This window comes from Bacillus sp. KH172YL63 (genome assembly GCF_011398925.1).
Taxonomy (GTDB): domain Bacteria; phylum Bacillota; class Bacilli; order Bacillales; family Bacillaceae_B; genus Rossellomorea.
Window position 1 is genome coordinate 4,131,122 of record NZ_AP022842.1, and the last position, 13,930, is coordinate 4,145,051.

Sequence of the window (13,930 nt, forward strand, 5' to 3'; positions counted from 1 at the left end):
TGGCGTCCTCTTTCATTTTTTGACGGAATTCATTCTCAACTCCCCCCACCGTTTTCCCCCTCCCCCAAACGGGTAAAGCCTACTATCTATCAACAAGGAGGGTAAAAAGATTAGTTTCCTATTTCATGAAAATACGTTGATTGACCAGCATATCCTCATCACTGGAGCGACCGGCGGCATCGGGTATGAAACGGCGAAAGGGGCGGTTCAGGCGGGAGCAAAAGTCACGATCACCGGCCGGAACGAAGATAAGCTGAAGGAATTGCAGGACGCATGCGGGGATCCGGATAAGGTCCTCTCCTATAAAGCAGACCTTACGAGCGATGATGACCGGAAGAAGCTGCTGGCAGCGGCCGAAGAAGTTCACGGCCCCATCACGGGACTGGTGAATTCTGCCGGGATTGGCGGTGGTGATATCGTGGAAAGTTTGTCAGAAGATGATTTACGAAACATCATGGAACTCAATTATTTTTCATTGGTCCAGCTTTCTCAGGACGTCTACCGGAAGATGAAGGAGCTAAAGAAAGGCTCGATCGTCAACATTTCTTCTCTGTCCGGACTGCGTGGTACCCATGGAAACAGTGCGTACAGCGCTTCAAAGTTTGCGGTGACCGGATTCACCCAGGCCTTTGCCCATGAGGCGATTGAACATCAAGTGCGGGTGAACGCCGTCTGTCCAGGCTATGTTGATACAGAGATGGGGCGTAACGCCATCCAGTCGAAAGGGGAACGTGAAGGGCGGAGCTATGAGGAACAGCTGAAAGTGGCTGAGGAAAGCATCCCTTCCGGCCGGTTGACCTCACCTGTCGAAGTCGCGAACACGATCGTGTATCTATTGAGCGATGCTGCCGGGAACATCGTCGGCGAGTCGGTGAAAATCTCAGGCGGCAGTGTCATGCGCTGATTAAGCAATAAGGTGCAAGGGCCCGGAGACCCTTGCACCTTAATTTTCCCCTTGGGAGCCTTCCTGAATTTTCTTTTTGATTTCTTCGATGTATTTTTTCTTTTCTTTTTCATCGGTCAGTTGAGGACCCGCTTTGTCCTGGAGATATTTTTGGAGAGCCTTCTGAATCTCTTCCGGGGAGGCATCTTCTGAAATCACACCGTTCTTCTTCAGCATTTCTATGATCTTCTCATCGTTGGCCAGTACGTCCATATTTGTCTCGACCGCCTCTCCTTCAGCTTCGGATTGCTTCTGAGCGTCGTTCTCCGGCTGTTCGTCTGCCATGCAGCCATTCAACAGGAGGGGAAAAAGCAGGATTAAGAAAAAACATTTTGCTTTCATGTCGTCACTTCCCTTTCTTTTGGGATAGAGTCTGTATCATTCTTATTATATACGATTCCCTTAAATCCCTTCATTTAGTTAATATGTGGGGAAAAAGGGAAAATTAGTGCATTTCCACCTTACCTCACCTTCCCATTTATGGTTTAATAGATAGTACGATGGAACGATATTAAAGAAGAAGGTTGTGAATTCATCCCCGTCCTCTTCTTTATAAAGTAAAAGCTGAGAGAGTTTTCTCCTCTTTTTTTTACTTTAAAATCGAACATACGTTCTATTGGTGGTGAAAAAATGGATTCGTTGATTAGTAAATTTTATCGTCATTATCCTCATCTCAAACAGAATAAAGCCGTTGATTCCTTTATCAGCCAACCGAACAATCAGGAAATGATAGAAGATTTCTTAGAACAGCCGAGCGCCCATAAGGAAGATCGACTAAACGAAGCATTTAAAGCCCATTACTTTGATATCCGCTTTACCTCTTATGTCAGTTCATCCCTCTATTTTCACAGTGTAAACTTTGACAAGTCTGCAAGGAAATACAGTGAAAGGCACCCTTTGACATTGGATAACAAAGAGAATCAGGAAGGCGGGGCATTCGTCGATCTTATCCCTGATCCTGCTGCTGACATCGCACCTTTCACGAACTTTTCGACTTTGACAGAGTGCCTGGAGAATGAAGGGCTGCTGAAAGCATTTGAATCGCTGACCGACAGGCAGAAACATATACTAGATCTCGCTTATGTGCAGGAATTCAGTGATACAGACATCGCCAAGGTGCTTGGCGTATCCCAGCAGGCTGTCTCGAAAGTTCACCGAAAAGCATTGCGCACATTAAAAACCATTTTAGAAAAAGGAGAATCATAACCGATGGGAATTCTATATGATCTTGTGAAAGAAGCAAAGGGCAATTCAGAATATGAAACGAACGTCATTGAAACATTTGAGCCGAAAATAAAGAAGTCCCTGTACTTAACCAGAAGTGAAAACAGGGAAGATCTCGAGCAGGAGCTGAAGATGAAGGTAATCAGGTATGTCAGGGATTATTCACTGGAGAATGTCCCCGGATTATTCGATTTAAACAGAAAGTAAAGAAGGACGGGCACCCCAATCCCGGTGGGTGCCCGTCTTTTTTTATGGGAAAATAAATTTCCTTTTCAGGTTGTCATTTTCATCCCCCATCCTTCTTTATACAGTGTAAGGCAAACAAAACGGAGTGAGCGGGATTGGGATGGTCGTTCTCACTCTTCATCCCCTTTGCCTGAAAACATTTAAAGGGAGCGATGATGAATGAATTGGACAAGAACATTACGACAAGGTGATTCAGGAAGTGATGTAAAGGAACTTCAGATCAGGGTTGCAGGATGGGCGGCAGGTTCCCCTTCCAAAACTCATGTGGCGGTCGATGGTGCATTCGGACCGGGTACGGAGGCTGCTGTGAAACGATTCCAAAGTGCATATGGTCTGTCGGCTGACGGTGTAGCCGGACCGAATACCCACAGCCAGCTGAACGCCCTTGAAGACAGTGATGGTTCGACGGTCCACTTTTCTTTCAGTGAATTCCACTCCAAGGACGGAAGCGGGTTCTCAGGAGGAAATGTCGGCTCAACTCAAGTGAAGGAGAACGTGCGACGACTCATGTACAAGCTTGAAGCCCTCCGCAAAAAATTGGGGAATCCGCCAGTCGTCATCAACTCCGGTTTCAGAAGCATCGCCCATAATAAAAGCGTAGGCGGCGCTTCGAACAGCATGCACACCTACGGGATCGCAGCCGATGTCGACCCATCAGGACATACCCCTTCCCAAGTGGCAGAAGTCGCCAAGACATGCGGATTCAGCGGCATCATCAAGTACTCGACCTTCGTCCATAACGACAGCCGCATCGAATATCCATACGGCGCTGCGTCATATTACTGGGATTAAATCATAAAAGGGGGAATGACTCATGCCAATCATTGTACTCGATCCTGGACACGGAGGAACCGACCCAGGTGCAACCGGTAATGGACTTCAGGAAAAGAATCTCACCTTAACGATCGGACAAAAAGTGAAGCAAAGGCTCGAAGCAACCTATATCGTCGATGTCAGAATGACGAGGGAAACGGATCGATACGTCGGATTATCTGAGCGTGCAGCCTACGCGAACAGTCTTGGAGCAGCTTACTTTGTCTCCCTCCACCACAATGCAGGCGGTGGCACCGGCTTTGAAAGCTATATTTATCCAGGGACAGGTTCTTCTGAAACCGGCAGGCGCCAGGATGTCCTCCACGGAGAAATTATGACATTCCTCTCAGGTTACGGCGTTCGGGACCGGGGCCAGAAGGAAGCGAACTTTGCCGTGCTGAGAGAAACGGCCATGCCGGCCATCCTGCTAGAAAATCTCTTTATCGACACGGTGAATGACGCGAATCTATTAAAAAATCCAACCTTCATTTCCGGTCTATCTAACGCGGTCGCAACAGGCATCGCCAAAGCGCTGAATCTCTGACAATCGTACAGGCTTGCACATAATGATAAAAGGAGGAACTACAATGGACTATTCCGTGTTCGTTCAACTGCTCGGAAATTTCGGATTCCCCATTGCCGTCACACTCTTCCTATTGGTAAAGCTTGAAAAGAAACTGGAAAAGCTTGAACACGCCATTCATGCCCTGTCAAAATCATTCAGCGAAAATGATAAATAGCCTGTCATCCTTTCTGATCATTCTTCTTGGAATCTAGTGATTTCAAACAGGCAATATCCATGCCTCCTACATACACAATAGTAGGAGGTGTTTTCTATTAAAAAAATCATACTATTTTCAGATACCGGCATAGATGATGCGATTGCCTTGATCTATGCCTTGAAAAATCCGGCCCTTGATGTGGTGGCGATCGTGAGCGGCTTCGGTAATACCGACAGAAACAAGAGCTACCGTAATGCTGAATATCTATTGAAGCTGGCCGGCAGGTCGGATATTCCGGTCATCGCCGGAAGTACCGGTCCTTTGAACGGGGACGAGCCTGAATACTTTCCTGATATACACGGTGTCGAAGGTCTCGGACCGATTTTGCCGCCGGTGCCTGAGGAAAAGTACCGGTACAAAACCAATTTCAGTAAGCTGTTTAAATTGATTAAACATCGGGATGAGATTACGATCGTCAATGTAGGGAGATGTACGTCCCTTGCGATTGCATGGTTGCTGAGTCCTGAGGTGATGGGATTGGTGAAGGAGACGTATCTCATGGGAGGTGCATTCCTTGTTCCCGGAAACGTGACTGAAGTCGCCGAGGCGAATTTCTTCGGGGATGCAACAGCAGCGGACATTGTGTGCAGGCATGCGCCGAACCTGACCGTGATTCCCCTCAATGTCACAAGGAAAGCATTGCTTACCCCAGGGGAGGTTGATTTCATCGCTTCTCGGGCAAGGACCCCGCTCGACCGCATCATCAAACCGCTCCTGGATTTTTACTACAATGCCTATCAGCAACTGGAGCCGGGGATTCCAGGGACGCCCCAGCATGATTTGTCCGCCGTCATGGCAGCGGTGCCGGTAGACGGACTCTTCACCTACGAAAAAAGAACAATCCGCGTCCAGCATGAAGGGAGCTATGCCAACGGATTAAGCATCGCCGATTTCAGGCCCGGAAGCAGGGACTGCTTCGGGACAGACTGTTCACGGATCGCAGTCGAAATCAATGAAAATATTTTCACACAAAATGTATTAGACGTTTTAACAAAGAAAGCAGAGTGATCCCAAAACATGAAGCCGCTTGTTCAGGGCTTCATGTTTTTCATTTACCCTGTATAGGACAATCTACGACCCGGGAAGCCTTAGAGTAAGGAGGCGGTGCAAATGGATACATTTGAAGTCATTTCTCTGATGCTCAGCTTTGGGATGTTTGTGATTGCCATCTTGAAATATAAAGATCATGATGAAAATAAGAATTCGTAAAGGGTTCGGGGGCTAAAACTAAAAATGAAGCTCACCTGAAACTGATGTTAATGCTTCCCTCTCCGTGGATGGGAATCAACAGCCGGGATCTGGACCCATATTAAAAAATCCGAACGATCTCCACATTCATCAACGAATGCGGAACGATCGTCCGGATTTTCTTTCTCTATGTCTCGTCCTCTTTTTATTCTTCCAATGAAAAAGACGTCAAATCCACCTTATACAACGTATCATCCTTCTCACGGGGGATGCCCCGGCCATCGGTGTTATTTGTGATGAAGTATAGGAAATCCCCTTCAACCCTTACATCACGGACCCTGCCAAAACCGGTGAGCAGTTCTGTAACTTTTCGTGTTTCACTATCAAAAACTTTCACGCTTTGACCGGCCAGGGAAGCAAATAGAAGATCCTGATGCCACCGGTCGATACCTGACGGCGCCCAAGAAGGCTCTCCTGAATGGGCGAGCGGGGAAGTCATTGATTTGCTTCTTTCATCCCCTGTCACCTCCGGCCAGCCATAATTACTGCCGGCTTCGATCAGGTTGATTTCATCATAGCCGTTCGGTCCATGCTCTGTTTCGTACAGATTTCCGTCCTCAGTCCATACGAGGCCTTGAGGGTTTCGATGTCCGTAACTGTAGACGTAGGAACCCTTGAAGGGATTATCCTCCGGAATGCTCCCGTCCAGATTCATGCGGAGTATCTTGCCGCCCAGGTATGAAATGTCTTGAGCATTTTCCTTTTCCGTTGCATCTCCGGTTGTGATATAGAGCTTGTGATCGGGACCGATCCCGAGCCGCCCTCCGTGATGATATTGGCCGCTTGGTATTCTGTCGAGCAGCACGTCTTCTTCGATCCATTGATTTCCGGAACGCCTCAATTTGACCACCCGGTTGTAACTGTCCCCATCATCCTCGTACGTATAGTAGGCAAAGGCTTCCCCGGCTCCACCAAAGTCAGGGTCAAGTACAAATCCCAGCAGCCCTGCTTCCGGACGCTTGGATAAGGGTTGTGAAAACTTGGTCGTGACGAAGGACTTCTTACCATCCTTTACTTCGACAATGCCTCCGGTCCTTTGGGTAAGGTAGAAAACATCATCCCATTTCTGGATCTCCCAGGGGATGGAGAGGTTGTCTGCGATGACGGTCGCCTCCACACTTGGCTTGATGGCTGATTCACTTTCTTCCTGCTGTACATTCTGCTGTCCTGATTGGCATCCACTGAGCAGTAAGAGCCCAATGACGATTATCCCGATTATAGATTTACGGTTTCTCATGTCATATCTCCCTTTAACAGTTTTTAACCAGTATGGACAACATGGGTATTTTCGTTACATTCTCTCTGGTTGAAGTGCCTCCTGGATCGCTTTGGCGACGCCGTCTTCCTTGTTTGTTGCCGTGGTGATCGGGCAGAATTCTATAATCTGATCGAGGGCATTTCCCATCGCCACCGGTCTTCCAACCACCTTCATCATCGAAAGGTCATTAAGGTTGTCTCCCATGGCCATGGCATCTTCCACTGACAGCCCTTTGTCTCGTAGTAGATTCTCCAGCGCCACACCTTTTTGTGCATCTATGCTGTTCACTTCCAGGTTTTCTTTACCTGATGAACTGATGGCAACGCCTGAAATGTTCTGTAATTTCTCGTTTGCTTCCGTTAATGTTTTCTTATCATAGGAAAAGACAAGGAACTTATATACTAGCTTTGAAGCATCTTCAAGAACGACTGCATAATCTTCGACAACCTGGATGTGGCCTTTTTCAAAGCGTTCCCTCGCAGCCTGTCTCACCTGCTCCCTGCTGATGTCCGGGTTGGCCGTCGTATAAATGTCGACAATGAGTTCGATCCCCATCTCTTCATCCTCTGTATACGTCCCCTGATCTGTATATATTTCGAAGTAGACGCCTGTTTCACGCAGGGCTGATGTGATATTTTTTGCCAGTGCATCCTCGATCGCCGCTTGATAGACAATTTCCCCCTCTTTATTTCGGACTTCAGCGCCGTTTGCACAAATGATGTCACAGGAAATCCCTGCGTCCGCTATGACGTAGCGGGCTTCTTCGTACGACCTGCCTGTTGCGACGATCACTTCTACTCCCCGCTCTTGTGCATCGAGGATCGCTTGCTTATTGGCAGCGCTGATTTCCTGCAACTCATTTAATAACGTACCGTCCATATCTGTCGTAATACTTGTAATCATGTATGGTCACTCTCCTAGTCTGTATTGTTAATTTAGTCATTGTATCACGAAACATTCGGCACTTTGTACTGAATAAGCTCCCATTTTATGAATACACCGGGAATATTAGGGTATGAGAATATAGAGAACGTTTGTCTTATAAGTCAGGAGGGTTTATTCATGGGTAATCGTACATATTTGAACAAAGTTTTTTGGATTTCTGCCATCATCGTATCTATTTTGGTTGTGTTCGGGGCTGCTTTTCCGAAGCTTTTTGCTTCCGGGGCAAACGCTGCTTTCCAATTTACAACCTATTCGTTTGGCTGGTTTTATCTTTCTGCCGTCTTTTTCTTCGTACTCTTCCTTCTTTTCCTGATGGGGAGTAAATACGGGAAAATCCGTTTGGGAAAAGATGATGAACGTCCGAAATATCCATTTTTCACATGGATCGGCATGTTATTCTCGGCTGGATTCGGGATCGGCCTTGTATTCTGGGGGATAGCCGAGCCGATGAGTCATTTCTTTGAAACGCCGATACCGGGTGTGGAGGCGCAAACAGAAGAAGCGGCCCGCCTTGCCATGGGCTATTCCTTCTTCCACTGGGGCATCAGTCAGTGGTCGGTGTTTACGATTGTCGGATTGATCATTGCTTATTTTCAGTTCAGGAAGGGAGAGAACGGACTCGTTTCCACTTCCCTGTCCCCTATGATCGGGAAGGGAAAAAGGACGCAGGGAATCAAGAATACCATCGATATCCTTGCTGTCATCGCCACCGTCATGGGGGTTGCAACTTCCCTTGGGCTTGGGATCCTCCAGATCAACGGAGGGTTGAATGCAGTATTCGGCATAAGTGACGGCACCCTTTCTCAATTACTTATTGTGCTCATCTTACTCATCCTTTATCTCGCTTCATCCACCACAGGTCTCGATAAAGGGATCAAATGGCTCAGTAACCTGAATTTATCATTGGCCCTTCTATTGATGTTGTTTGTCTTCATCGTCGGTCCTACCGTGTTTATTCTAAATACGTTCACACTTGGAATCGGCGACTATATTTCGAACTTCATCCGTTACAGCTTGCGCCTGACTCCATACCAGGGAGGCACCTGGGTACAGGACTGGACCATCTTCTATTGGGCATGGGTCATCGCCTGGTCACCATTCGTAGGGGCTTTCATCGCCCGGGTATCCAGGGGACGGACTATCAGGGAATTCATCATCGGGGTCCTGGTCGTTCCGCCGCTGATCGCCCTCATGTGGATTGCAGTCTTTGGAGGGACAGCCCTTCATCTTGACCTGTTCAACGGCACCTCGATTGCCGAAGGGGTGAATAAAGACGTGACGAGCGCCTTGTTCACGACCTACGGGGAGCTCCCATTCACAATGGTTCTGTCCGTGCTGTCCATCTTACTGATCTTTACTTTCTTGATCACTTCCGCCGATTCTGCGACCTATATTCTCAGCAGCATGACGACGGAAGGGAGCATGAATCCTCCGATGGTAGTCAAGATTGTCTGGGGTGTGCTGATCGCGGCGATCGCGGCAGTATTGCTGCTTTCGAGCGGGCTTGAAGGCTTACAAACCGCCTCCCTCGTTTCCGCGCTGCCTTTCACACTCATCCTCATCCTGATGTGTGTGACCTTATTCAGGCTTCTACGGAGTGAACTGAAGAAAAAGGACCGCGCCGCCAAGAAATAATCTTATGCGCCTGAACCCATAAAAGGGACAGGCGTTTTTTTTGTTTCATATTTTATCTGGTAATGAAAGGGTTTTCACTTTCTGTTATAGAAGAATAGGAAAGATGAAGATTTTACTTAAGGGGGAGAAAGATGAAAGCACTTATATCATTATCGAACAAAATCATGCAGCGCTATCTGCCTGACCCATTTTTATTCGTGGTCATTCTGACGCTGGCCGTTTTTGGATTGGGGCTGCTTTTCACCGACAGCACAAGCCTTCAGATGGTTGAATATTGGGGGAATGGTTTCTGGAGCCTTCTTGCCTTTTCCATGCAGATGGTCCTCGTTCTCGTGACCGGATACGTTTTGGCCAGCAGTCCATTATTCAAAAAGTTCCTGGGTTTTCTTGCCGGGTTTGCGAAGTCACCCGGTTCTGCCATTGTGATCGTCACGCTCGTGTCGATGATGGCAAGCTGGATCAACTGGGGATTCGGACTTGTAATCGGGGCATTATTTGCGAAAGAATTGGCGAAACGGGTGAAGGGCGTCGATTATCGATTGCTGATTGCGAGTGCCTACTCCGGATTTGTTGTCTGGCATGCCGGGTTCTCCGGATCGATCCCGCTGTCGATCGCCACAAATGATCATCCATTCCAGGATCTCATCGGGGTCATTTCTACAAGTGAAACGATTTTTGCAACATCGACGCTGATCATTGTTCTTGCTTTATTCATCATCCTGCCAATCACCAACAGGATGTTGATGCCTTCTAAAGAAGAAACGGTCACCGTCGATCCTGAAATCTTCCATGAGACGGCTGCCTCACTCGAGAAAGCAGCGCTGACGCCTGCCGACCGCCTCGAGAACAGCAGGAGCCTGTCGATCATTGTCTCTGTGCTCGGGATTGCCTTTTTATTCTCATACTTTGTTCAAAAAGGATTCGCCATCAACCTTGATATCGTCAATTTCCTCTTTTTATTTCTCGGGATCCTTTTTCACGGGACACCGAAAAGATTCCTGGCTAGCGTCCAGGAAGCCATTAAAGGGGCGAGCGGCATCGTCATTCAATTTCCGTTTTATGCGGGCATCATGGGAATGATGACTGCTTCAGGGCTTGCCGTTGTGATGAGTGAGGCCTTCGTGTCGATTTCAAACGACGTCACCTTTTATTTCTTCGCCTTCCTCAGCGCCGGAATCGTCAACTTCTTCGTCCCGTCCGGAGGCGGACAGTGGGCCGTACAGGCACCAATCATGCTCGATGCAGCCCAGACCCTCGATGCCTCTGTGGCCAAAACCGCCATGGCCGTCGCCTGGGGAGATGCATGGACCAACCTGATCCAGCCATTCTGGGCATTGCCTGCTTTAGCCATCGCCGGATTGAAGGCAAAGGATATCATGGGGTATTGCGTGATCATCCTGATCATAAGCGGTGTGGTCATTTCAATGGGTTTATTATTCTTATAACAAGGGAATCCGGACGAGATTTTCGTCCGGATCTTTTTATTCCAGATGCTTTCTTTCACAATAAAAAAGGCTGATCCCAGGAGAGGACAGCCGTTTATGTATAGTGTTCATTATACTCTATCATATTTACCTTTTTAGCGGACACTTTCCCTTCTCTCCAGCTCACCTTCCAGCATCTCTAAAAACTCTTCTTCCAACCCTTCCTCCTGGGCTAATTGGTAGATATTAGCCAATTGTTCTTCTGTCAGTTTCGTTAAAGATGTCATCACTTACAACTCCTGCCTCACCAAGGTATGGGTTCTTTATACCCCCGGAATTAAAAGCTAAACCTTATTTCTGAAAAATATTTTTATTTTTTATAGAAAGGATCAGGCTACTTATTTTCAAAATATATTTAAATTTTTCAATAATTTTAGTAGAATAGAAACATACTGAGAGATAGCGCTTTCTTTTTGTTGTTTTCTTTAAAAAACCGGTTTATTCATGCTTTAGGTTTCACCTTCTCATCTTACGGGAATACCAACTGTGGATTACATACGAAGCAACCCGTAACTTACTATGGACAATTAAATATGTATGCATTAGAATGAATAATGTTTCATTTTAAGCAACAACTACATCTGAGGTGAATTTATGAATCAACAACGCTTTACGGCCACAAGCCATTTACGATTTATCATCCCTTCCCTTTTGGGAATTTTTCTATTTATGACACCAGTTCCAGGAGAAGACGGGATCACGATCCCGATTGCGATTTTCTCCGGCATGCTGCAAGATGCGATCGGAGGCTATGTACCGGCTATCATGACAGGATTGATCATCCTGACTGTATTGGGCACGTTCCTTACAAAGCTTGCGCGACCGGCATTCATTGGGAAATCACCATTTTTCACCACTCTGTTTGACGTAAGACCTGTATGGGTGTTCGTTCGGTTGATCGGTGCCATCTTTGCCGTCATGACCCTGTTCAAGTTAGGGCCTGAATGGGTTTGGTCCGACGCGACAGGCGGTCTTCTGCTAAACCCGGACGGCCTTCTGACGATTTTGTTTTCAGTGTTTTTATTTGCAGGACTGTTTCTGCCATTATTATTAAATTTCGGGTTATTAGAATTATTTGGCGCTCTTTTGACGAAAGTGATGCGTCCCGTATTTGGCCTTCCCGGCCGTTCTTCGATCGATTGCCTGGCTTCATGGTTAGGTGACGGTACAATCGGGGTACTGCTGACAAGCAAGCAATATGAGGATGGATACTATACGAAGAAGGAAGCTGCGATCATCGGTACAACGTTCTCTGTCGTTTCTATTACATTCTGTCTTGTCGTCATTTCAGAAGTCGGACTCGGTGAATACTTCATCCCGTTCTATCTGACAGTCGCGATTTCAGGTGTCCTGGCCGCAATCATTCTGCCAAGAATCCCGCCGCTGTCCCGTAAGCCGGACACATACTATAACGGTCAAGAAGGAAAGAACACGATGGAAGTGATTCCGGAAGGGTATAGCCGTGTCGGTTACGGATATGAGCAGGCACTTATCCAGGCAAAGAACAACAACAGCGCCTCTAAATTCTTCTCTGACGGAATGAAGAATGTACTTGATATGTGGATGGGTGTTGCCCCGATCGTTATGGCGATCGGTACAACGGCACTGATTGTAGCGGAGAATACGAAGTTCTTCGAATACATCGGCATGCCGCTCATCCCGATCCTTGAGCTCCTTCAGATCCCTGAAGCGACGGAAGCATCACGCTCTATCCTTGTCGGTTTCGCCGATATGTTCCTTCCAGCCATCTTTGGTTCTGGAATTGAGAGTGAACTCACGCGCTTTGTGATCGCTTGTTTATCAGTTACACAATTGATCTACATGTCTGAAGTCGGCGGACTGCTGCTCGGGTCCAAGATTCCAGTTGATTTCAAGGATCTCGTCATCATCTTCTTACAGCGTACGTTCTTGACGTTGCTAGTTATTGTAGCAATTGCTCATATGATCTTTTAATTGAAAAGCCCCCGGGATCCGTATTGGATCCCGGGGGCTTATTTAGTTATGAACACTTACGCTTTCTCCACGGGAAAGGTGATTTCCACACATGTCCCTTTATTTTCTTCCGACTCGATTGACAGTGAGCCTTTGTGGTCTTCTATAATCTTTTGGCTGATTGTCAGGCCGAGGCCCATCCCTTTTTCTTTCAAGGTGAAGAACGGCTCTCCAAGCTTCTTCAAACGCTCAGGGGGAATCCCTGTTCCCTCGTCTTGAACGGAAATGGTGAGGGAATTTTTCCGGATGACCCAGTCGACGTCGATATCCCCTTCTTCCATCGCTTCAATCGCATTTTTTAATATATTGATGAACACCTGAATGCACTGATTCTTATCACCGACAACATACATGGGGGACGAAGGCAGGTGGACGTTCAAGGTGATTCCCTTCAGGAGTGCTTCATGGCCCATCACCTTAATGACGTAGCGGAGGACTTCACTCATGTCAAAGGGCTGATATTCCCTCATTTGCGGCTTCGACAGAATGAGCAGCTCCCCTACGATCTGATTGATCCTGTCCATCTCGGAAGACATGACCGTCAAGTAATGGTCCGATACATGCTCATTTTCTTCCAACAATTGAATGAATCCCTTGATGCTCGTGAGGGGATTCCTGATTTCATGGGCGATTCCGGCTGCAAGCTCCCCGACAACAGACAGCTTCTCCTTTCTCAGCAGCATGTCTTCTGTCATCTTCTGCTGGGAGATATCCCGCCCGATAATAACAAGTCCTTTTCTCGTCCGGTTTGGATGAAAAAGGGGGACTTTGATGACATCGAAAGTCTTGTAATCTCCGTTCGGCAGGTAGAATGACTCTTCGCAACGTGTCATCTCCCCTGCTTTCCAGGACTTTTCATCAGATTCTGCACAAAAATTGAAGGCGTCTTTAAAGAAGGGAACCGATTCGCCTAGCTCCTCGTCTGTTTTGCCTTCATAATCGATTTCTTCCAGATCATAGAGCTTCCGTCCGAATTGATTGACCTTCAGCCATCGTCCGTCCCCGTCCTTGAAACAGACGAAGTCCGGCAGGGCATGAAGGAGGGTCGAAAGCTGGCTTTCTTCTTCCAACAACACACGGTAGCTGGTGAGGAAGGACTTTACCTCTTTCATCAACAGGGCAAGGACAGCCATCCCCGCTGCAGATAAAAGGAGGGTCGCGATCACAAGCCATGTTTTTTCCAATACGAAAACGGAGATGACCTGAAGAATGAATAGAGCCATCAAGGTCCATATTTTATTGTAAAATGGTCGTTTTGCCTCTATCATTTTTGTCACCCGTTTCGTTCTTTATGAATGGCTGATGTGGTAAGTTGCTTTTTACTAGTGTCAGATGGTTGATGTCCTATTCATGTGTATAG

The 13,930-nt window shown here is 47.2% G+C and carries 16 protein-coding genes; 11 read left to right on the forward strand and 5 right to left on the reverse strand.

Going from position 1 to position 13,930, the window contains the following annotated elements:
• Positions 1 to 136 precede the first annotated feature (136 nt).
• Positions 137 to 904, forward strand: a complete 768-nt coding sequence (locus KH172YL63_RS20975) for an SDR family NAD(P)-dependent oxidoreductase (protein ID WP_232066073.1) — start codon at positions 137 to 139, stop codon at positions 902 to 904.
• Positions 905 to 943: 39 nt separating this feature from the next.
• Here KH172YL63_RS20975 and KH172YL63_RS20980 read toward each other — a convergent pair whose 3' ends face one another.
• The gene (locus tag KH172YL63_RS20980) at positions 944 to 1,285 is read right to left on the reverse strand and encodes a hypothetical protein (protein WP_173107896.1); all 342 of its coding nucleotides are present in this window, start codon (positions 1,283 to 1,285) and stop codon (positions 944 to 946) included.
• 288 nt (positions 1,286 to 1,573) lie between these two features.
• On the opposite strand from KH172YL63_RS20980, the gene KH172YL63_RS20985 reads away from it, so the two are divergent.
• The 7 genes from KH172YL63_RS20985 to KH172YL63_RS21680 all read left to right on the forward strand — a co-directional run bounded on the left by KH172YL63_RS20985 (position 1,574) and on the right by KH172YL63_RS21680 (position 5,217).
• Positions 1,574 to 2,149: a sigma-70 family RNA polymerase sigma factor gene (locus KH172YL63_RS20985; RefSeq protein ID WP_173107897.1), complete on the forward strand. Its 576-nt coding sequence runs from the start codon at positions 1,574 to 1,576 to the stop codon at positions 2,147 to 2,149.
• Between the two features lie 3 nt (positions 2,150 to 2,152).
• Positions 2,153 to 2,374 (forward strand): helix-turn-helix domain-containing protein, encoded by a 222-nt coding sequence (locus KH172YL63_RS20990; RefSeq protein ID WP_173107898.1) that lies wholly within the window; start codon positions 2,153 to 2,155, stop codon positions 2,372 to 2,374.
• A gap of 198 nt (positions 2,375 to 2,572) precedes the next feature.
• Positions 2,573 to 3,205, forward strand: a complete 633-nt coding sequence (locus tag KH172YL63_RS20995) for a D-Ala-D-Ala carboxypeptidase family metallohydrolase (protein ID WP_173107899.1) — start codon at positions 2,573 to 2,575, stop codon at positions 3,203 to 3,205.
• A gap of 22 nt (positions 3,206 to 3,227) precedes the next feature.
• Complete coding sequence (locus KH172YL63_RS21000) at positions 3,228 to 3,770, forward strand: N-acetylmuramoyl-L-alanine amidase family protein (protein ID WP_173107900.1); 543 nt, start codon at positions 3,228 to 3,230, stop codon at positions 3,768 to 3,770.
• 43 nt (positions 3,771 to 3,813) lie between these two features.
• Positions 3,814 to 3,966, forward strand: coding sequence for a YvrJ family protein (locus KH172YL63_RS21005; RefSeq protein ID WP_173107901.1), 153 nt, complete (start codon positions 3,814 to 3,816; stop codon positions 3,964 to 3,966).
• An 87-nt stretch (positions 3,967 to 4,053) separates the two neighbouring features.
• Complete coding sequence (locus tag KH172YL63_RS21010) at positions 4,054 to 5,016, forward strand: nucleoside hydrolase (RefSeq protein ID WP_232066074.1); 963 nt, start codon at positions 4,054 to 4,056, stop codon at positions 5,014 to 5,016.
• Between the two features lie 102 nt (positions 5,017 to 5,118).
• On the forward strand, positions 5,119 to 5,217 hold the full coding sequence (locus tag KH172YL63_RS21680; RefSeq protein ID WP_232066075.1) for a putative holin-like toxin: 99 nt from the start codon (positions 5,119 to 5,121) through the stop codon (positions 5,215 to 5,217).
• 184 nt (positions 5,218 to 5,401) lie between these two features.
• Here KH172YL63_RS21680 and KH172YL63_RS21015 read toward each other — a convergent pair whose 3' ends face one another.
• On the reverse strand, positions 5,402 to 6,493 hold the full coding sequence (locus tag KH172YL63_RS21015; RefSeq protein ID WP_173107902.1) for a PQQ-dependent sugar dehydrogenase: 1,092 nt from the start codon (positions 6,491 to 6,493) through the stop codon (positions 5,402 to 5,404).
• Between the two features lie 54 nt (positions 6,494 to 6,547).
• The gene (locus KH172YL63_RS21020; RefSeq protein ID WP_173107903.1) at positions 6,548 to 7,417 is read right to left on the reverse strand and encodes a Cof-type HAD-IIB family hydrolase; all 870 of its coding nucleotides are present in this window, start codon (positions 7,415 to 7,417) and stop codon (positions 6,548 to 6,550) included.
• A gap of 159 nt (positions 7,418 to 7,576) precedes the next feature.
• Between KH172YL63_RS21020 and KH172YL63_RS21025 the strand changes: the two genes are divergently transcribed.
• Both KH172YL63_RS21025 and KH172YL63_RS21030 read left to right on the forward strand, forming a co-directional pair.
• Positions 7,577 to 9,094, forward strand: coding sequence for a BCCT family transporter (locus KH172YL63_RS21025; protein ID WP_173107904.1), 1,518 nt, complete (start codon positions 7,577 to 7,579; stop codon positions 9,092 to 9,094).
• A gap of 131 nt (positions 9,095 to 9,225) precedes the next feature.
• Entirely contained in the window at positions 9,226 to 10,539 is a 1,314-nt protein-coding gene (locus tag KH172YL63_RS21030; RefSeq protein ID WP_173107905.1) for a short-chain fatty acid transporter, read from the forward strand.
• A gap of 134 nt (positions 10,540 to 10,673) precedes the next feature.
• Here the strand turns inward: KH172YL63_RS21030 and sda are convergent, their stop codons facing one another.
• Positions 10,674 to 10,805: a sporulation histidine kinase inhibitor Sda gene (sda, locus tag KH172YL63_RS21035; protein ID WP_173107906.1), complete on the reverse strand. Its 132-nt coding sequence runs from the start codon at positions 10,803 to 10,805 to the stop codon at positions 10,674 to 10,676.
• 367 nt (positions 10,806 to 11,172) lie between these two features.
• On the opposite strand from sda, the gene KH172YL63_RS21040 reads away from it, so the two are divergent.
• Complete coding sequence (locus KH172YL63_RS21040; protein WP_173107907.1) at positions 11,173 to 12,531, forward strand: YjiH family protein; 1,359 nt, start codon at positions 11,173 to 11,175, stop codon at positions 12,529 to 12,531.
• A 56-nt stretch (positions 12,532 to 12,587) separates the two neighbouring features.
• Here KH172YL63_RS21040 and KH172YL63_RS21045 read toward each other — a convergent pair whose 3' ends face one another.
• Entirely contained in the window at positions 12,588 to 13,838 is a 1,251-nt protein-coding gene (locus KH172YL63_RS21045) for an ATP-binding protein (protein WP_173107908.1), read from the reverse strand.
• Positions 13,839 to 13,930: the final 92 nt, after the last annotated feature.